The 19,320-nt window shown below is 74.8% G+C and carries 16 protein-coding genes; 11 read left to right on the top strand and 5 right to left on the bottom strand.

All coding sequences use genetic code 11. The features are described 5' to 3' along the window. Window position 1 precedes the first annotated feature (1 nt). From H1D33_RS11920 to H1D33_RS11910, 3 genes are read left to right on the top strand one after another with little or no spacing between them, the layout of a single operon-like run. Window positions 2–190, top strand: coding sequence for an MbtH family protein (locus tag H1D33_RS11920; protein ID WP_181568003.1), 189 nt, complete (start codon window positions 2–4; stop codon window positions 188–190). Beyond that, entirely contained in the window at window positions 187–3,306 is a 3,120-nt protein-coding gene (locus tag H1D33_RS11915; RefSeq protein ID WP_181568004.1) for a non-ribosomal peptide synthetase, read from the top strand. Before H1D33_RS11920 ends, H1D33_RS11915 begins: the two co-directional genes overlap by 4 nt. Beyond that, window positions 3,306–8,795: a non-ribosomal peptide synthetase/MFS transporter gene (locus H1D33_RS11910; RefSeq protein ID WP_181568005.1), complete on the top strand. Its 5,490-nt coding sequence runs from the start codon at window positions 3,306–3,308 to the stop codon at window positions 8,793–8,795. The genes H1D33_RS11915 and H1D33_RS11910 overlap by 1 nt, the downstream gene beginning before the upstream one ends. An 84-nt stretch (window positions 8,796–8,879) precedes the next feature. Here H1D33_RS11910 and H1D33_RS11905 read toward each other — a convergent pair whose 3' ends face one another. After that, a complete protein-coding gene (locus H1D33_RS11905; protein ID WP_246411426.1) occupies window positions 8,880–9,638 on the bottom strand; it encodes a GNAT family N-acetyltransferase in 759 nt (252 codons plus the stop codon). 250 nt (window positions 9,639–9,888) lie between these two features. On the opposite strand from H1D33_RS11905, the gene H1D33_RS11900 reads away from it, so the two are divergent. Beyond that, complete coding sequence (locus H1D33_RS11900) at window positions 9,889–10,173, top strand: DUF2277 domain-containing protein (protein WP_181568006.1); 285 nt, start codon at window positions 9,889–9,891, stop codon at window positions 10,171–10,173. A 15-nt stretch (window positions 10,174–10,188) separates the two neighbouring features. Here H1D33_RS11900 and H1D33_RS11895 read toward each other — a convergent pair whose 3' ends face one another. Next, on the bottom strand, window positions 10,189–11,298 hold the full coding sequence (locus H1D33_RS11895; protein WP_181568007.1) for an FAD-dependent oxidoreductase: 1,110 nt from the start codon (window positions 11,296–11,298) through the stop codon (window positions 10,189–10,191). A 30-nt stretch (window positions 11,299–11,328) separates the two neighbouring features. Between H1D33_RS11895 and H1D33_RS11890 the strand changes: the two genes are divergently transcribed. From H1D33_RS11890 to H1D33_RS11870, 5 genes are all read left to right on the top strand, one after another. Next, window positions 11,329–12,048 carry a TetR/AcrR family transcriptional regulator gene (locus tag H1D33_RS11890; protein WP_246411427.1) on the top strand — a complete coding sequence of 240 codons (720 nt, stop codon included), beginning with the start codon at window positions 11,329–11,331 and terminating at the stop codon, window positions 12,046–12,048. Between the two features lie 89 nt (window positions 12,049–12,137). After that, window positions 12,138–12,575 (top strand): GntR family transcriptional regulator, encoded by a 438-nt coding sequence (locus H1D33_RS11885; RefSeq protein ID WP_246411428.1) that lies wholly within the window; start codon window positions 12,138–12,140, stop codon window positions 12,573–12,575. After that, window positions 12,572–13,576: an ABC transporter ATP-binding protein gene (locus H1D33_RS11880; RefSeq protein ID WP_246411430.1), complete on the top strand. Its 1,005-nt coding sequence runs from the start codon at window positions 12,572–12,574 to the stop codon at window positions 13,574–13,576. The genes H1D33_RS11885 and H1D33_RS11880 overlap by 4 nt, the downstream gene beginning before the upstream one ends. Next, window positions 13,573–14,733 carry an ABC transporter permease gene (locus tag H1D33_RS11875; RefSeq protein ID WP_246411432.1) on the top strand — a complete coding sequence of 387 codons (1,161 nt, stop codon included), beginning with the start codon at window positions 13,573–13,575 and terminating at the stop codon, window positions 14,731–14,733. The genes H1D33_RS11880 and H1D33_RS11875 overlap by 4 nt, the downstream gene beginning before the upstream one ends. A 46-nt stretch (window positions 14,734–14,779) precedes the next feature. Next, window positions 14,780–15,337 carry a DinB family protein gene (locus tag H1D33_RS11870; RefSeq protein ID WP_181568008.1) on the top strand — a complete coding sequence of 186 codons (558 nt, stop codon included), beginning with the start codon at window positions 14,780–14,782 and terminating at the stop codon, window positions 15,335–15,337. On the opposite strand, the gene H1D33_RS11865 is transcribed toward H1D33_RS11870, so the two are convergent. Beyond that, window positions 15,283–16,500, bottom strand: a complete 1,218-nt coding sequence (locus H1D33_RS11865) for a serpin family protein (RefSeq protein WP_181568009.1) — start codon at window positions 16,498–16,500, stop codon at window positions 15,283–15,285. The two genes, H1D33_RS11870 and H1D33_RS11865, sit on opposite strands and share 55 nt — an antisense overlap. A gap of 40 nt (window positions 16,501–16,540) precedes the next feature. Next, a complete protein-coding gene (locus H1D33_RS11860; protein ID WP_181568010.1) occupies window positions 16,541–17,053 on the bottom strand; it encodes an NUDIX hydrolase in 513 nt (170 codons plus the stop codon). Window positions 17,054–17,167: 114 nt separating this feature from the next. Here H1D33_RS11860 and H1D33_RS11855 point away from each other — a divergent pair, with 114 nt between their 5' ends. Continuing rightward, a complete protein-coding gene (locus H1D33_RS11855; RefSeq protein ID WP_181568011.1) occupies window positions 17,168–17,905 on the top strand; it encodes a class I SAM-dependent methyltransferase in 738 nt (245 codons plus the stop codon). 129 nt (window positions 17,906–18,034) lie between these two features. Then, a complete protein-coding gene (locus H1D33_RS11850; protein WP_181568012.1) occupies window positions 18,035–18,523 on the top strand; it encodes a type II toxin-antitoxin system PemK/MazF family toxin in 489 nt (162 codons plus the stop codon). Between the two features lie 75 nt (window positions 18,524–18,598). Here H1D33_RS11850 and H1D33_RS11845 read toward each other — a convergent pair whose 3' ends face one another. Continuing rightward, window positions 18,599–19,234 (bottom strand): GGDEF domain-containing protein, encoded by a 636-nt coding sequence (locus tag H1D33_RS11845; protein ID WP_181568013.1) that lies wholly within the window; start codon window positions 19,232–19,234, stop codon window positions 18,599–18,601. Window positions 19,235–19,320 lie beyond the last annotated feature (86 nt).

The raw sequence follows: 19,320 nt of genomic DNA, 5'->3' as shown, positions 1-19,320 counted from the left end.
CATGGCCGAACCCCGATTCCTGGTCGTCCGCAACGACGAGGAGCAGTACTCGATCTGGTCGGCCGACCGGGAGCTGCCCGCCGGCTGGCAGGACACCGGTTTCGCCGGCAGCCGCGAGGAGTGCCTGGCCCACGTGGACGAGGTGTGGACCGACATGCGCCCGCGCTCGGTACGCGAGGCGCTCTCATGAGTCAGCAGGAGTGGACCTTCCCGGCCTCGTACGCCCAGGAACGGGTGTGGATGGCCAACCAGCTCGACGCCGGCTCGCCGGTGTTCAACGTCTCCGTCCCGTGGGCCTTCCCGGCCGGCGTGGACGCGGAGACGGCGAGCGACGTGGTCAACCGGATCGTGGCCCGGCACGAGGCGCTCCGTACCCACCTGCGGGTGGACGACGGCGCGCTGGTGCAGGTGGTGCGCGCCCACGAGGCGACACCGCTGCCCACCGTGGACCTGAGCCACCTGCCGGCCGGCGAGCGGCTGGCCGAGTTCGAGCGGCTGCGCGCCGAGCTGGCCCGCACCCCGATCCCGCTGGACGCGGCGCCGCTGTGGCGGGCCCGGCTGATCCGCCTCGAGGACAACTGGGCGCTGGCGTTCGTGGCGCACCACGCGGTCTTCGACAGCCACTCGGCGGTGCTGTTCCACGCCGAGCTGCGCGCGACCTGCGAGGCCGTGCGCAGCGGCACCGAGGCCGCCGTGCCCGAGCTGCCGATCCAGTACGCCGACTTCGCGGTCTGGCAGCGCCAGCAGCTCACCGGCGACGAGCTGGCCCGGCAGCTCGCGTTCTGGACCGGTCACCTGGCCGGTGCGCCGGCGGTCACCGGCCTGCCGCTGGACCGGCCCCGCCCGGCGCAGCTCGGCTTCGCCGGCGACGAGGTGCGCTTCGCGCTGCCGGACGGGCTGCTCGACCGGATCGGCGCGCTGGCGGTCGGCGCGCAGGCCACGCCGTACATGGTGCTGCTGGCCGGTTTCGCGGCGCTGCTGTCGCGCATCTCCGGCGACACCGACGTGGTCGTGGGCGTCTCCACCGCGGGCCGGGACAACCCCGAGCTGGCGCCGCTGATCGGCATGTTCGTCAACCCGGTGGCGCTGCGCTGCGACGTCTCCGGCGACCCGACCTTCGCCGACCTGCTGGGCCGGGTCCGCAACGGCCTGATCGACGCCATGGAGCACGGGCAGACGCCGTTCCAGAAGATCGTCGAGGCGGTCGACCCGCAGCGCGACCCGTCGGTGCAGCCGGTCTTCCAGACCGCGCTGAACTGGATCCCGGACTCCGGCCTGGACCCGATCGAGCTGGGCACCACCAAGGACGACCTGGCGTTCGACATCACCACCGGCGAGTCCCGGCTGGTCTACCGCAGCGAGCTGTTCGACCGGGCGACCGCCGAGACGGTGGTGCGGCGCTACCTGCGGCTGCTCGCCGCCGCGGTGGCCGAACCGGAGCGTACGGTGGGCGCGCTGCCGCTGCTCACCGACGACGAGCGGAACCTCGTCCTCGGCGACGACACCGCGCGCGACGTGCCGGTGACCACCGTGGTCGACGAGGTGCAGCGGCAGGTCGCCGCCACCCCGGACGCGGCGGCGCTGGTCTGCGACGGCGCGACGCTCAGCTACGCCGAGCTGAACACCGCGGCGAACCGGCTGGCCCGGCTGCTGGTGGCCCGTGGCGCCGGCCCGGAGACCCGGGTCGCGTTGCTGCTGCCCCGCTCCTGCGAGCTGGTGGTGGCGATGCTCGCGGTGCTGAAGGCCGGCGCCGCGTACGTGCCGGTGGACCCGGCCTATCCGTCGGGCCGGATCGCCTACCTGCTGTCCGACGCCACGCCGGCGCTGGTGGTGGCCACCCCGGACACCGCCGCCTCGGCCGCCGGCGACACGCTGGTGCTCGACGGGGAGGTCGGCGCGGACCAGCCCGGCGGGGACCTGACCGACGCCGACCGGGTCGCCCCGCTGCGCCCCGGGCACCCGGCGTACGTGCTGCACACCTCCGGCTCGACCGGCCGACCGAAGGGCGTGGTGGTCGAGCACCGGGCGGTGACCGCCTACCTGGCCTGGGCCCGGGCCACCTACCCGGGGCTGGCCGGCGCGGCGTTGCTGCACTCGCCAGTCTCGTTCGACCTCACCGTCACCGGCCTGCTCGGCACGCTCACCGCCGGCGGCGCGGTGCGGCTGGCCGCGATCGACTCCCCGGCCGCGCGCGCCGGGGGCCGGCCGTCGTTCCTGAAGGTCACCCCGAGCCACCTGCCGCTGCTCGACGGCGAGCTGTCGCCCACCACCGACCTGGTGATCGGCGGCGAGGCGTTGAGCGGGGAGCAGCTCGCCGGCTGGCGGGCCGCGCACCCCGAGGTCGCGGTGGTCAACGAGTACGGCCCGACCGAGGCGACCGTCGGCTGCGTGGCGGCCCGCGTCGCACCGGGCGAGCCGGTCGCGCCCGGCCCGGTGCCGATCGGCACGCCCACCTGGAACACCCGGGCGCTGCTGCTCGACGGCGCGCTCCAGCCGGTGCCGCCGGGGGTGGTCGGCGAGCTGTACGTCACCGGCGTCCAGCTCGCCCGCGGCTACCACGACCGGCCCGGCCTGACCGCCGAGCGCTTCCTGCCCTGCCCGTACGGCCCGCCCGGCACGCGGATGTACGCCACCGGCGACCTGGCGCGCCGGCGTCCCGACGGCACGCTCGACTACCTGGGCCGCCGCGACGACCAGGTGAAGGTGCGCGGCATGCGTATCGAGCTGGGCGAGGTCGAGGCCGCGCTGCTGGCCCACCCGGACGTGCGGGCGGCCGCCGCGGCGGTCCGCACCGACGGCGGCGGCGAGCCGACGCTGGTCGGCTACCTGGTCGGCCCGGCGCACGAGGACTCGGTCCGCGCCGAGCTGGCCCGGGAACTGCCGTCGCACCTGGTGCCGGCCGCCCTGGTGCGGCTGGACGCGTTGCCGTTGACCCCGAACGGCAAGCTGGACCGGGCCGCGCTGCCCGCCCCGGCGGCCACCGAACCGACCGAGGACAGCTACGTCGCCCCGCGCACCGAGGCCGAGGCGCTGGTCGCCGAGGTGTACGCCGACATCCTCCAGGTGGAGAAGGTCGGCGCGCTCGACGACTTCTTCACCCTCGGCGGCAACTCGCTGCGCGGCATGCGGGCGATGGCCCGGATCCGCGCCGAGGTGGACGTCGACCTGCCCATGCGGGCGCTGTTCTCCAGCCCCGTGGTGGCGGACCTGGCCGCCCAGATCGAACAGCGGATCGCCGCCGAACTCGACGGCCTCTCCGACACCGAGGTCGCCGCGCTGCTCGCGGCGGAAGAGGGAACCAACTGATGACCGACCTGAAGGATCCGGCCCGCGAGGCGGCCCGGCAGGCGCTGATCGCCAAGCGGTTGCGCGCCCGCCAGTCTGTCCCGTCGGCCCGGATCACCCCCCGGCCCGAGGGCGCCGAGGTGCCGCTGTCCTACGCCCAGGAGCGGGTCTGGTTCATGGACCAGCTCGCCCCGGGCGAGGCCGCGTACCACATCGCGGTGCCCCTGCGGGTGCGCGGACCGCTCGACGTCGAGACGCTGCGCGCGGCCCTGGCCGCGCTCGGCGCCCGGCACGAGTCGCAGCGCACCCGCTTCCCGGCGGACGCCGACGGCCGCCCGACCGTGGTGGTCGCCGACACCGCCGACATCCCGCTGACCGTGGTGGAGGCGGCCGACGAGGCCGCCGCGCAGGCCCTGGTCGACGCCGCGGCGGCCGAGCCGTTCGACCTGGCCGACGGGCCGCTGCTGCGGGCCCTGCTGATCCGGTTGTCCGCCTCCGACCACGTGCTCTTCCTCGGCCAGCACCACATCGTCGGCGACGGCTGGTCGGTGGACGTGCTGCTGCGCGACCTGATCACGTTCTACCGGGGCGGCGAGCCGCCGGCCCTGCCGATCCAGTACGGCGACTTCGCCGCCTGGGAGGCCCGGGAGCTGGACGGTCCGCAGGCCCGGGCGCACGTGGACTACTGGAAGCAGCGCCTCGCCGGGATCACCCCGCTGGAGCTGCCGCTGGACCGGCCCCGCCCGGCCACCCAGACCTACCGGGGCGACTTCGTCGAGTTCCAGCTCGACCCGGCGGCCACCGAGGCGCTCAACACGCTCACCCGCGACAGCGGCGGCACGCTGTTCATGACGCTGCTGTCGGCGTACCAGGTGATGCTGGCGCGGCACGCCGGCCAGGACGACTTCGCCGTCGGCGCGTCGGTGGCCGGCCGGTCCGCGCCGGAGCTGGAGAACGTCGTCGGCATGTTCATCAACATGCTGCCGCTGCGGTCCGAGCTGGCCGGCGACCCGACCTTCACCGAGCTGCTGGCCCGCACCCGCCGCGTGGTGCTCGACGGCTTCGAGCACGCCGACGTGCCGTTCGCCAAGGTGGTGCACGAGCTGGGGCTGGCGCGCGACGTCAGCCGCTCCCCGGTGTTCCAGACCATGTTCGTGCTGCAGAACTACGAGATGGGCCGCTTCCGCGGCGTGTCCCGCAGCGACGAGGTCACCTTCGAGTGGACCCCGATGGAGCTGCAGGCGACCCGGTTCGACTTCGAGCTGCACGCGGTGGAGACCGTGGACGGACTCTGGGGCAAGCTGGTCTTCAACACCGACCTGTTCGACCGGGCGACGGTCGAGCGGATGGCCCGGCGGTGGACCGCCCTGCTGGACGCGGTGGTCGCCGCGCCGGACACGCCGGTGTCCCGGCTGCCGCTGCTGCCCGAGGGTGAGCGGGAGCTGCTGGCCGGCTGGAACGACACGGCGGCGGACTTCCCGCGCGACGAGACGCTGCACGGCCCGATCGAGGAGCGGGCCGCCGCCACCCCGGACGCGGTCGCCGTCACCATCGACGGGCACAGCCGCACGTACGCGCAGCTCAACGCGGACGCCAACCGGATCGCGCACCGGCTGCGCGCGGCCGGCGTCGGCCCGGAGACGCTGGTCGGGGTGTGCGCGGAGCGCTCGGTGGAGCTGGTCGCCGGCCTGCTCGGCGTGCTCAAGGCCGGCGGCGCCTACCTGCCGCTGGACCCGGAGTACCCGGCGGACCGGCTCGCCTTCATGGTCACCGACGCGGACGCGCCGGTGGTGCTGGTGCAGTCGCACCTGCGCGACGTGCTGCCGGCCACCTCGGCGACCGTGCTCGACCTGGACGACGCGACCGTCTGGGCGGACCGGCCGACCACCGACCCGGCGCCGCTGGCCGGCCCGGAGCACCTGGCCTACGTCATCTACACCTCCGGCTCCACCGGCCGGCCGAAGGGCGTGCCCAACACCCACCGGGGCATCGTCAACCGGCTGGACTGGATGCAGAAGACGTACGGCCTCGGCGCCGACGACGCGGTGCTGCAGAAGACGCCGGCCAGTTTCGACGTGTCGGTCTGGGAGTTCTTCTGGCCGCTGCGCACCGGCGCCCGGCTGGTGCTGGCGAAGCCGGGCGGCCACAAGGACGCCGGTTACCTGCGTGACCTGCTGGTGTCCGAGCGGATCACCACCGCGCACTTCGTGCCGTCGATGCTGACCGTCTTCCTCGCCGAGGAGGGCGTGGAGGCGGCCACCGCGCTGCGCCGGGTGATCTGCTCCGGCGAGGAGCTGCCGCTGACGGCGGCGGTCGACTTCACCGCCCGGCTGCCCTGGTGCGGCCTGCACAACCTCTACGGCCCGACCGAGGCGGCCATCGACGTCACCGCCTGGCCGTGCGAGCCGGCGCGGCTGGCCGAGGTGGACGCGGTGCCGATCGGCGCGCCGATCGCCAACCTGCGGCTGCACGTGCTCGACGGGTCCGGGGCGGTGTGCCCGGTCGGGGTCGCCGGTGAGCTGCACATCGGCGGCGTCGGGCTGGCCCGCGGCTACCACCGCCGGCCGGCGCTGACCGCCGAGAAGTTCGTCCCCGACCCGTTCTCGGCCGAGCCGGGCGCCCGCCTCTACCGCACCGGTGACCTGGCCCGCTGGGTCGTCGGGCCGGACGGCGCCGGGGTGATCGAGTTCCTCGGCCGGATCGACCACCAGGTGAAGCTGCGCGGCCTGCGCATCGAGCTGGGCGAGATCGAGAGCGCGCTGCGCGAGCAGCCGGGCGTCACCGAGGCCACGGTGATCGTCCGCGAGGACAGCCCCGGCGACAAGCGGCTCACCGCCTACCTGGTCGGGCCGGCCGAGCACGCCGAGCTGAAGGCGGCGCTCAAGGACACGCTGCCGGAGTACATGGTGCCGGCCGCGTTCGTCACGCTCGACGCGCTGCCGCTGACCCCCAACGGCAAGCTCGACCGCAAGGCGCTGCCCGCGCCGGTGGTCACCCGCGAGGCGTCGGTGGCGCTGGTCGAGCCGCGCGACGACACCGAGCGGGCCCTCGCCGCGATCTGGTCCGAGGTGCTGGGCGTGGCGACGCTCGGCATCGACGACGACTTCTTCGACCTGGGCGGGCACTCCATGCTCGCCACCCAGGTGGTCGCCAAGATCCGCAAGGCGGAGCTGGGCGGCCGGGCGGTCGGCGTGATGGACCTGTTCCAGAAGCGCACCATCCGCGACCTGGCCGCGTTCATCTCCGGCGACGCCACCCAGGAGGGCCCGCGCCGGCTGCTCTACGAGCTGACCAAGCCGATCCCGGTGGCCAAGCGGGTGCTGACCTACGTCTGCGTCCCGTACGGCGGCGGCAGCGCCATCGTCTACCAGCCGCTCGCGGACGCGCTGCCGGCCGGGTACGGCCTGTGGTCGCTCGCCATCCCCGGTCACGACGTGGGCCTCAGCGAGGACGCGTTGCCGTTCGACGAGCTGACCACCCGGGTCGCGGACGAGATCGTGGAGCGGGTCGAGGGCCCGATCGCGCTCTACGGCCACTGCGGCGTGGGCAGCGCGATCGTCGCCGAGGTGGCCCGCAAGGTGGAGGCGGCGGGCCGGGACCTGACGGCCGTCTACATCGGCGCGATGTTCCCGTTCGCCCGCCCGAAGGGCCCGTTCGCGGCCGCCCGCAACCGGCTGGAGCAGCTCCGCAGCAACAAGCACTACGCGAGCTGGCTCAAGTCGATGGGCGTGGACACCGACGAGCTGGACCCGGAGCAGGCCGACCGGATCATCAGCAACATGCGGGCCGACTCCCGCGCCTCGGAGGAGTACTTCACCGGGCTGCTCGACCGGCAGGCCACGAAGCTGCGCGCCCCGATCGTCTCGGTGGTCGGCTCCGAGGACCCGGTCACCGACTACTACCGCGAGCGGTACGCCGAGTGGCAGTTCCTCAGCGACACGCTGGGGCTGGTCGTGCTCGACCAGGCCGGGCACTTCTTCCTGAAGTACCGCGCCGAGGAGCTGGCCGAGATCGTCACCCGCACGCATCCCGCGGTGGTGGCCGGTGACCTGACCGGGCTCGACCCGGAGGCGCGGGGCGAGGACGCCGGCTGGGCGGTGCACGACATGCTGCGGGTCGGCGAGGACCGCAAGCCCGACACCACGGTCAAGCCGAGCATGGGCCGGTTCCTGGCGGTCACCGTCGGGCAGCTCGTCTCCAGCACCGGGTCCGCGCTGACCGCGTTCGCGCTGCCGATCTGGCTGTTCAACCGCACCGGTTCGGTGGCCGACCTGGGCCTGCTGTGGGCGCTGGCGCTGATCTGCGGCGTGCTCATGCTGCCGGTGGCCGGCGCCCTGGTGGACCGGGTCAGCCGACGCCGGATCATGATGCTGGCCAGCAGCGTCGCCGGCTCGATCCAGTTGGTGCTGGCCCTCCTGCTGTGGACCGACAACCTGGTGCTCTGGCACATCTACCTGCTGGTGGCGTTCAGTTCGGTGGCCGGGTCGTTCCAACGGATCGCGTTCCAGTCGGCGGTGCCGCAACTGGTGCCGAAGCGCTTCCTCGGGCACGCGATGGGCATCACCCAGCTCTCCACCGGCGTGGCCACGCTGCTGATGCCGGCGTTCGCCGCCGGCCTGCTCGCCGCGATCGAGCTGAAGGGCATCCTGATCGTCGACGTGGCCAGCTACGTCGTCGCGGTGCTCACCCTGGCCGTGGTCCGCTTCCCGGACCTGCTCGGCTGGCGGCCCCGGGAACGGCTGCTGGTGGCCATCGCGAACGGTTTGCGCTACTCCTGGCAGCACCGCGGCTTCCGGCTGATGCTCGGCTACTTCGCGCTGGGCAACATCTTCCTGGCGCCGGCGCTGGTGCTCACCACGCCGCTGGTGCTGTCGTTCGGCAGCCCCACCCAGGTCGCCCAGGTCGCGCTGGCCGAGGCGGTGGGCGCGGTGCTCGGCGGCGTGCTGATGTCGCTGTGGGGCGGTCCGCGCAAGCGGCGGATGATCGGCGTGCTGATCGGCAACCTGGGCACCGCGATCGGCTGCGTGCTGATCGGCCTGGACGCGTCGATCGTGATGATCTGCATCGGCTTCTGCTGGCTGGCCATGGCGATGACCACCGCGCAGTCGATCTACGCGACGATCGTCCAGGTGAAGGTGCCGCAGCGCTTCCACGGCCGGGTGTTCAGCCTGAACCAGACCATCGCCTGGTCCACGCTGCCGATCGGCTTCGCGGTGCTCGCGCCGGCCGCCACCGCCGTGTTCGAGCCGATGCTCGCCCCGGGCGGGTCGCTGGCCGGCTCGGTGGGCGCGGTGATCGGCACCGGTCCGGGCCGCGGCATCGGCTTCGCGTACGTCTGCTTCGGGGTGGTCCTGATCCTGATCACCCTGGGCGGCTTCGCGATCCGGTTGCTGCGCCGCTTCGACCTGGAGGTCGAGGACTCCCTGCCGGACGACCTGATCGGCGCCCAGGAGCGGGAGAAGCGCCTGGCCGCCAAGAAGGCGGAGACCCGGGAGGCCGTCCCGGTCTGACCCACCCCGCGTGTCCGGTCGATCAAGGAGTTCGCGTCGGTTCCCGGCTTCGGGGCCGACGCGAACTCCTTGGTCGACGCGGTGTCAGTCGGCGGCCACGTAGAGCCGTTCCCCGGCCGGCCGGTAGCCGACCCGCTCGTACACCCGCCAGGAGTCCGCGCCGCCGGCCTCCAGCCAGGCCACCTCGACGCCGGCGTCGAAGAGCCGGCGGGTGGTCGCGGCGGTGATCGCCCCGGCCAGCCCCCGCCGGCGGTACGGCTCGCGGACGGCGATGCCGGCGACCTCGCTCACCGCGTCGGCCGGCGGGGCCGCCCCGCCGCCACCCGCGCAGGCGCCGGACGAGGTGACCGCCGTGACTGCCACGCCACCGGCCGCCTGCTGGCGCCGCAGCCGGGCCACGTCCGCCCCGGTGGCCACCGCCGCCTGGCCGAAGGCCTCGTTCTGCGCGGCGACCAGCGCGGCCCGCTGGTCGTCGGTGCGCGGCTCGACGAGGTCGACGCCGGCGGGGGTGGGCGGCGTGCGCAACGTGTCGGGCAGGCAGACCAGGTAGGTGTGCCGGGCCTCCACGACGAACCCGGCGGCGGTGAGCAGCGCCTCCAGACCGGGGGCGCACCGGGCGACGTACTCCAGGCGGGGCTTGCGACCGGCGGCGCGGAACGCGGCGACCAGCGCGGTGACGTCGGCCGCGGTGACGGTCGAGCCCGGCCGGGGGGTGGCGTAGTTGATGTGCGGGCTGGTCGTGGTCGGGTCGACACCCACCACGAACGGCCCCACCGCCACCGGCGCGGGACGGGCCGACAGGGTGGCGACGACGCACTGCTGGACGCGATTGTCCAAGATCACGGGAAACCTCGACAAAGGAAAAGGACGGACGGTGGACGATCGATGCGTCGGACCGCCGAACCGATGGCCGAGCGGCGCGACGGTCCTCCGTCGCGCGGTCGACACTCAGGCGGCCGCTGGGCCTACCTGGATCACAGGCGTCATTCCCTCGTGCGTCGTGCCACGCCGAACGCGTGGTCGGCGGCAAGACTGCCGCAGGTCACGCCGGGCTGTCAAGCAAATAGTCGGTGCGTGCTGGCATGGTGGAGGCATGTGCCGGAACATTCGCGTGCTCCACAACTTCGAGCCGCCCGCGACCGCCGACGAGATCGAGGCCGCCGCCCTGCAGTACGTGCGCAAGGTCAGCGGCGCCACCCGGCCGTCCGCGGCCAACGAGGAGGCGTTCGACGAGGCGGTCCGCGCGGTCACCGAGGCCACCCGGACCCTGCTGGACCGCCTCGTCACCAAGGCGCCGTCGCGGGACCGCGAGGTGGAGGCCGCCAAGGCGAAGGCGCGCGCCGCCGACCGCTACGGCCCGCGCGCGGCCACGTCCTGACCGATCCCGGCGCGGTCAGTCGGCCGGCCGGGGCGTGAAGAAGCGGACCAGGTCGTCGGCCGCGGTGGGGGAGAGCATCATCGCCTGCACCCGGACGCACATCTCGGCGATCGGCTGGACCCGGGCGAACATCGCCTCCTCGTACGCCCGGATCGCCGCGTCCGGGTCGGCCGGGTCCGCGGCGAGCGCGGCGGCGAGGTCGGCGGCGTCGAGCATGGCCTGGTTGGCGCCCTCGCCGACCGGCGGCATCAGGTGCGCGGCGTCGCCGAGCAGGGTGACGCCGGGTCGGTGGGGCCAGCGGGTGCCGACGGGCAGCACCTCGGCCCGGTGCGGGACGGGTGGGCCGTCGCCGGCCTCGATGAGCGCGGTGAGGCGGGGATCCCAGCCGGCGAACAGGTCGAGCAGGGCCCGCTTGCTGCGGTAGGTGTCGAGGTCGCGGTCGTCGGCCGGCAGTGAGATCCCGACCCGGATGCTGCCGTCGCCGAGGCGTTGCCCGGACAGGATCCGGCGCTCGCCCACGCACCAGAGGTTGCCCGGGCCGACCAGGTCGGCGAGCGCCGGGTGGCGCCGGTCGGCGTCGTCGACGGTGAGCGACACCAGCGTGGACACGGCCGACGGCGTCGCGTCGGTCAGCAGCGGCCGGACCACCGAACGGGCGCCGTCCGCGCCGACGAGCACGTCGCAGTCGGCGTGCCGGCCGCCGTGGAACGCCAGCCGGAAGCCGCCGTCGGGTCGCGGCTCGGCGGCGACGAGCCGGTGATCCCACGCCACCGTGTCCTCGGGGAGCGAGTCGAGCAGCAGGTCACGCAGCACCCGACGGTCGATCTCGGGTCGGCCGGCGAACGAGCCGGGTCGCGGCCGGTGGTGCACGAGGACGCGCCCGGCCGGGTCGAGGATGCGGTGCTCCTCGCCCTGCGGCCTCGCCTCGGACCGGAACCGCGCCTCCAGGCCTGCGGCGGCCAGGGCCCGCTGCCCGGACTCCGGGTGCAGGTCGAGCGAGCCGCCCTGGGTGCGCTCGGCCCGGTGCGACTCGCGCTCGTACACCGCCGCGCCGAGGCCGTGGCGGTGCAGGATCCGGGCCAGCGTCAGGCCACCGAGGCCGCCGCCGACGATCGCGACGCGCATCGTCGCCTCCTTTACCGTACGCTGTATTTTGTGGATACGACGTACGGTAACGTACCCCTGCCGGTCTGGGAACGGCCCGAGCCCCGACCCCGCGCGACGCCGGTGCCGCTGACCCGCGCGAAGATCGCCGCCACCGCGACCCGGATCGCCGACGCGGACGGCCTCGACGGGCTCTCCCTCCGCAAGATCGCCAAGGAGCTGGGTGTCGGCCCGATGCGGCTCTACGACTACGTCCTCCACCGCTCCGAGCTGCTCGACCTGATGGTCGACGCGGTCTACGCCGGGATCGCCGGGACCGCCACCCAGGACGGGTGGCGTGCCGCCGCGCGCGCCCTGGCCTCGGCGACCCGCGAGGCCGCGCTCGACCACGAGTGGTTCGTCGACCTGCTCGGCGCGCGGCCACACCTGGGGCCGCACGCGCTCGCCGTCGGTGAGGCGACCGCCGCGGCGCTCGCCCGCGCCCCGGGCGTACGCGACGTCGACGACCTCCAGCGGGCGCTGGGCGCCTTCAACGCGTACCTCGTCGGGGCGCTGCGCCGGGAGGTCACCGAGCGGCGCACCGCGCGGGCGACGGGTGTCGACGTGTCCGCCTGGCAGTCCGCGCTCGGGCCCTACCTGACCCGCATGCTCGACACGGGTCGCTATCCCACGGTCGCCCGGCTCGTGGTCGACGGCGCGCACCTCGACGCGGCGGAGACCTTCCACCACAACCTGACCATCGTGCTCGACGGGATCGCCGGTCGCCGGTGAGCTGCGGTGCGGTCCTTGTCATGTTGGTTGGCTGGTGTTCTACTTAAGCAGAACAATTTGCGCCGCCGCGCGGGCAGGGAGGCCACCAGGTGATCAATTTCCACGTCGACCGGTCCAGCAGCGTCCCCGCGTACGCCCAACTGGTCCGCCAGGTGCGCGAGGGGCTGCGGATCGGGACGCTGCGACCCGGCGACCAGCTCCCCACCGTGCGCAGCGTGGTGACCTCGTGCACGGTCAACCCGACCACGGTGCTCAAGGCCTACCGGGAGCTGGAACTGTCCGGCCTGGTGGAGGCGAGGCAGGGCGCGGGCACCTTCGTCACCGGCACGCTCGGCGACGCCGACCCGCACGCCATGGCCCGCCTGCGCGCCAGCCTGGCCCGGTGGTTGGGCCAGGCCCGCGACGCCGGCCTGGAGGACGAGGACGTCCAGGCGCTGCTCGCGTCGGTGATCGTGGAGAACTCGACCCGGCCGGGCGCGCGCGTGGCGCCGGGCGGCGGGCTCCCGAAGAAGGAGGGCGCCGCATGAGCGAGGGCCGTGAGGGCGTGCCCGGTCGGTTCGGCACGGGTGAGCGCACCGAGCGCAGCGAGGGCCGTGAGGGCGTGCCCGGTCGGCACAGCATGAGCGAGCGGTCCGTCGCCGTGCGGGCGCGTGACGTGAGCCGGCGCTACGGCAGCGTCTGGGCGCTGCGGGAGTGCAGCTTCGAGCTGCCCGCCGGCCGCATCGTCGCGCTGGTCGGCGCGAACGGCGCCGGTAAGTCGACGCTGCTGAGCATCATCGCCGGCACGCTGGCGGCCACCCATGGCTCGCTGCTGGTCCACGGCCGGCCGGTGGCGCGGGGGGAGTCGGGCGACGCCGGGAGCCGGGTCGCGATCCTGGCCCAGGACAAGTCGCTCTACCGGGACTTCAACGTGTCGGACATGCTCCGCTTCGGCCGGTCGACCAACCGGGTGTGGGACCAGCGGCGGGCGCTGTCCTGGTTGGCGCGCTTCGACATCCCGCTGGACCGTCGCTGCGGCCGGCTCTCCGGCGGGCAGCGGGCGCAGGTCGCGCTGGCGGTCGCGCTGGGTTCCCGGCCGGTCGTGCTGCTGCTGGACGAACCGCTCGCGAACCTGGACCCGGTGGCCCGCACCGAGGTGACTGGCGAACTCATGGCGGAGGCCGCCGACGGCGACATGACGGTCATGCTGTCGACCCACATCATCGCCGAGCTCAGCGGCGTCGGCGACCATCTGCTGCTGCTCGACGCGGGTCGGCCCGTGCTCACCGGCGACGTCGAGGAGCTGCTCGACGGCCACGTCCGCATGACCGGACCCCGCGCGGACCAACCGCCCGGCCCGGGCACGGTCGTCCAGGCCCAGCACACCGACCGGCAGTCCACGTTCGTGCTCCGGCGACCGCCGGAGCCGACCGCGCACGCCGTCGTCGCCCCCGGCTGGACCGTCCAGCCCCTCACCCTGGACGAGCTGATCCTCACCCACCTGAAGGCGTCGGCGGCGGCGCACCGTGCCCGGGAGGCGGCGGCATGAGCGAACGCACCGAGCGGAGCGAGGGCCGTGAGGGCATGCCCGGCTGGCACGGCATGAGCGAACGCACCGAGCGGAGCGAGGGCCGGGCGGGCGCGGGCTTCCTGGTGGCCGACGCGGTCCCCGACCAGCGCCCGGAGGATCCCGGGTCCGGCGGCGGGCTGCGCGGCCTGCTGTGGCTGACCTGGCGCCAGCACCGCTGGACCCTGATCGGCACCCTCGTCCTGGCCGCGGTCCTGGTGGGCTGGATGACCTACCTGTCGACGGAGCTGACGGACCTGTGGCACCAGTGCCACGAGTCGTTCTGCCCGGACAACTCCCCGCAGAGCCGGCGGCTCGCCGGCTCCGGGGCGCTGGCGCTGACCCTGGACTCGCTGGCGCGGGTCGTGCAGTACATGCCGCTGCTGATCGGCCTGTTCGTCGGCGTTCCGGTGCTGAGCCGGGAGCACGAGCAGCGGACCCTGCTGCTGGCCTGGAGCCAGGACGTCTCGCCGACCCGCTGGCTGTGGAGCAGGCTCGGCGCGCTCGGCCTGTTCGTGGCTGCGGTGACCGCGGTCGTGGGCGGCGTCAGCGACCACCTCCAGCGGACGATCGCCCTGGTCGCGCCGGTGACCCTCTTCGAGTACCTGCCGTTTGTGAACACCGGGATGCTGCCGGTGGCGATCAGCCTCGCCTGGTTCGCGGTCGGCGTCGCGCTCGGCGCCGCGCTCCGGCGTACGCTCCCGGCCGTGTTCGTGGCGATCGCGGGCTTCGTCGGCCTGACCTACCTCGTCCAGTGGCGGTACCCCACGCTGATGCAGCCGCTGTCCGCGCACCGGCCCATCGGCGGGCCGAACCTGGACGTGCTGCGCGACAACGCCCTGGTCGTCAGCGGCGGCATGATCGACTACGGCCTCGACGGGCCGTCCGGCGCGTTCGACGCCTCCGGCCGCGAGCTCACCGGCGTGGAGCTGCAGCGGCTCTGCCCGCCGGACAACGGCAGCGGCGAGACGTTCACCTGCTTCGCCGACCACCATCTGCAGCAGCACCTGCAGTACCAGCCGGGCAGCCGGATCCCCGAGTTCCACCTGATCGTCGCGTCCGGCTATCTGGGCCTGGCCGCGCTGGCCCTGCTCGTCGTCTGGTGGCTCGTGCGTCGCACCGACCTCAGCGCGGGCTGACCCGGCCGGACGCCCGCGCCGGAGCACGTTCTGGCATGCTTCGGGCATGCCCGCCTTCCCACCCACCTTCGCGGACCGGGTCGTGGCGCTGCCGGCCGGCGGCCAGTTCGAGGCGTTCCTCGACGAGCACCGCGCGGCGCTCGACGGCTGCCTGGACGGGCTGACCGAGGAGCAGGCGCGCCGGTCGCTGGTGCCCTCCCGGACCACGCTGCTGGGCTTGGTGAAGCACGCGACGTTCGTGGAGAAGGTCTGGTTCGACGAGGCGGTCACCGGCCGGTCCCGCGCGCGGATCGGCATCCCCGAGCGGTCGGCGGACTCGTTCGTCCTCGACGACGGCGACACGATCGCCACGGTCCGGCAGGCCCACCGCGACGCCTGCGAGGCGTCGCGGCGGGCGACGTCGTCCCTCGGGCCGGACGACGTGCTGCGCGGGCACCGACGGGGGCCGCTCCCGCTGCGGTGGGTCTACCTGCACGTGCTGCGCGAGCTCGCGCAGCACTGCGGGCACGCGGACATCCTGCGGGAGCAGATCCTCGACGCCGACGGGCGTCAGCGGGCCTCGTCGGCCGGGACGTCCTCCGGGTCCGCGACCCAGGCGGAATAGACCGGGAGCGCGTGCCAGGGGCCGCCCGCGGCGTCGGTGGCGACCGCGACCACCGCGTACGGGTGGGCGAAGCGCAGGTCCGCCACGCGGGCGACGCCCTCCGGGGGCAGCCCGGCCACCATCCCGAACGCGGTCACCGCGGCGGCCTCGAAGCCGTACCGGCCGAACCGCGCCACCGCCGACTGGGCCGCGGCGAACGGCGGCTCGGCCAGCCCGAGCAGCTCGCCCAGCGCCCGCGCCGCCGCGTCGAAGCCGAACCCGGCCCGGGTCAGATCGTGCCGGCTGCGCGCCGCCCAGCACGGCAGCACGGCGGTGGCGCGTTCCTCCCGGCGGTCGGGGGCGAAGGTCCGGGTCGGCTCCTCCCGCAGCGTCCACAGCGGCCCCTCGCCCAGCGGCAGGTCGAACAGCGACCGTCGCCCCGGCACCGGCCCGTCCTCGACGGTGGCGGCGAGGACGGCCAGGTCCCGCGCGGCGGCCAGCACGTCGACGGGTGGCACGTCCGGCGCGGCGACGACCGACACCACGAGCATCCCGGCGCCGTCGTCGGCCTGGCGCGCCGGCGCCACGTGCACCGCCACGTCACCGGCCCGCTCGGTGGCCGACACCCAGCAGCGGTGCCCGACCGGGGGCGTGCGGAGCACCTGCCGCAGCCGGCCGGTCCAGGCGCTGCCCGGGCCCAGCTCGGCGGCCGGCGCGACCGCGAACGGGTCGGCCCAGGAGACGCGCGTGGCCAGCGCGTTGGCCAGGATCAGCAGCGTCTCCGGGGTGACGTCCACCGGGAAGCTCTCGATCAGGCCGCCGGTCCGGTCCCGGGCCCAGGCGTCCAGCGCCGCCTGGTCGGGCAGCGGACCCCGCTCGGTGGGCGCGGGCAGGGCGGCCCGCCACTCGGCCAGTTCCTCGAAGGGGGTGCGCTCCCACAGCGCGGTGGCCGCGGCGACCATCGGGTGCGGCGCGGCGAGCAACGCCCGCGCCGACGCGGCGGCGTCGTCCGGGTCGACGCCCAGCGCCTCGGCCAGCGCCGCCCGGGCTTCGCCGGTGGCGGCCGGGCCGGTCAACGCCAGCAGCAGCCAGGCGCCCAGCGGCGAGGCGACGTGGTGGGTGTCGCCGGCGGCGCGGTGCAGCCGCTCGGCGTACTGGGCCAGGGGTGCGTGGAGAGGAGTCACCGCTCCACTCTGCCCGCTGGCGCGCCGGCCGGCACCCCGGTCACGACCACAGTTCGAACGGCTCGTCGATCTCCGTACCGGCGAGGAACGCCGGCAGCAGCTCCGGCAGCCGGCCGGGATAGCAGCGCGGCCGGTCGGCGAGCACCTCGGCCAGCGGCCACCACCGGAACCCGAAGTAGTCCTCCACCTCGTAGTCCAGCCGGTTCGTCCCGTCCACCGCCGGTCCGGGGCCGGCCAGCCGCACCGGCACCACCACCTCGTCCTGCAGGTGTCGTCGCTGCCGGTGCCGGAAGCTGGCCCGCCGTCGCCAGGTCGGCGCGCCGATCTCGTCCGGCGCGACCACCATGCCGGTCTCCTCGCGCAGCTCCCGCACCGCCGCCTCCCGGTACGTCTCACCCGGGTCCAGGCCACCGCCGGGCAGCTCCCACCACACGCCCAGGTCGGGATGCTCCGGGTCGCGGGTGTGGAACAGCAGCACCCGGTCGGCGACGTCGAGCACCACCACCCGCACCGCCCGCCGCCGCACCACCGGATAGTCGTCAGGCAATTCCATGCCCGCAGCTTAAGGAGGGGCCCCTTCTTAACGCCTGCGGTAGAGGAACGGGACCCCGTTGACCCGACCGCGCGCGGCACCCGTGGACGCCGTTCGCGCTGGCAGGATGGGGGCATGTCGCAACTGTTCGGGGAGACGGCCGGCACCTACCACGAGGCGCGCCCGGGCTACCCGGCCGATTTCGCCGATGCGATCCGCGCCTACCACGGCGGCCCGCCGGAGACCCTGGTCGAGGTCGGCGCCGGCACCGGCCTGGCCACCGCGGCGCTGCTCGCCCTCGGCGCGGCCACCACCTGCGTCGAGCCGGACACCCGGATGGCCCGGGTGCTCGCCGAGCGGTTCCCGGGCGTGGACGTGGTGACGTCGAGCTTCGAGCGGTGGAGCCCGCCGCCCGGCGGCGTCGCGGCGCTGGCCTGCGCGATGGCCTGGCACTGGCTGGACCCGGCCACCCGTAACCAGCGCGCCCGGGACGCGCTGCGCCCCGGCGGCACGCTCGCGGTCCTCAGCCACCGCTACGCCTACGTCGAGGACGCGCAGGGCGAGGCGATCCGGGCCGCGTTCTCCACCGCCGACCCGGCCGACCGGGGCGACCGCCCCGACGGGTGGTTCCGCGACGACATCGTCGACAGCGGGTGCTTCACCGACGTGCGGCTGTCCCGGTTCCGTCGCGCGGTGCCGCTGGACACCGCGGCGTACCTGCGGTTGGTGGACACGTTCTCGCCGCAGTTGCGCCGCCCGCCGGAGCTGCGCGAGCGGGTCCGGGCCGCGGTCGGCGCGGCGGTCGACGGCTTCGGCGGCACCGTCGTGCTGGACCTGCGCACCAGCCTCGCCCTCGCCCGCCGCCCGGCCTGACCGGCCGGCGTGCCCGCCGGGGCCGCCGCCGGTCGGTCGGCGTCGATCACCCGGGCCACCTCGGCCGGCAGCGCCCGGCGGGCGACCGCCACCGGATTCCCCGGGTGCCGAGGGGATAGGCTGCCCGCCGTGGCAGGTCTGTTGAGGAACGTGGCGTCCCGGCTCGGTCGGATCACCGGGGCCGCGCCGGCGGGCGCCGGAGGGCCGATCCCGGCCCAGGTCGCGCGCCGGCGCCAGGTCAGCGCGTTGCAGCGCCGCGAGCTGTCGTACGCGCCGGAGCCGGACGGGCAGGCGGACCCGGGCGAGATCGTCTGGACCTGGGTGCCCTACGAGGACGATCCCCGGCAGGGCAAGGACCGGCCGGTGCTGGTGGTGGGCCGGCACAGCCGCACCCTGTTCGGGCTGATGCTGTCCAGCCAGAGCGACCGGGACGGCCAGCGGCACTGGCTGTCGCTGGGCCCGGGGGAGTGGGATCGGGAGAAGCGGCCCAGTTGGGTCCGCCTGGACCGGGTGCTCACCATGCGCGAGGACAGCATCCGTCGCGAGGGCGCGGTGCTCGACCGGTCCCGGTTCGACCGGGTCGGGACGGCGTTGCGCGCCGGCTACGGCTGGCGCTGACCGGGGCGGCCCGACCGGGGCGGCCGGACGTCGCCGGCCGCTGATCCGGCCGGCCCACCGGCAGCCGGGTGACCGTCAGTGCTCGGCGACGAGTTGGCGGGGCGCGCGGGCGGCACCGAGCGTCTTCGCCTCGTACATGGCGGCGTCGGCGCGGCACAGCGCGTCGGTGAGGTGCGCGGGGCCGTGGACCGGGGCGAGCCCGACCGAGGCGGTGACCCGGATGCTGCGGCCACCGAGCGGGATCGGCGCGGCGAGCGCCTCGTAGAGCCGGCGGGTGGCGTGCTCGATCCAGCGCCGGTCGGCCGTCGGGCTGGCCAGCAGGCCGGCGAACTCGTCGCCGCCGAGGCGGGCCACCAGGTTGTTGCCGGCGAACGCGGCCAGCCGCTGGGCGACGCTGACCAGGACCTGGTCGCCGGCGGCGTGCCCGAAGCGGTCGTTGATCTGCTTGAAGTCGTCGAGGTCGAGCACCACCGCCACCAGGGGCTGCCCGACGGGGTCGGTGAGCAGGGCGGCGGCCAGCCGGAAGAACGCGCGGCGGTTGGGCAGCCCGGTCAGCGGGTCGTGGCTGGCCGCGTGCCGTTCGGCGGCCAGCTCGGCCTGGAGCAGTTCGAGTTCGGACTCGGCGCGCAGGGCCCGCCGGCGCAGTTGCCAGGCGGAGAGCAGCGCGCCGGCGGCGGAGATGCCGGAGGCGACGGTCATCGGGTCCGGCACTCGCCCTCCTCACCACAGTCCCCGGCCGCGCGGGGCGGTCTCGGGGGCCGGGTTCGGGTCACCGAACGTGAGCGACCCGGCACACC

This window comes from Micromonospora ferruginea (assembly GCF_013694245.2).
Lineage (GTDB): Bacteria > Actinomycetota > Actinomycetes > Mycobacteriales > Micromonosporaceae > Micromonospora > Micromonospora robiginosa.
The sequence above is the reverse complement of the archived record's forward strand: the minus strand, read 5'-3'. Positions and strand labels throughout refer to the sequence as shown.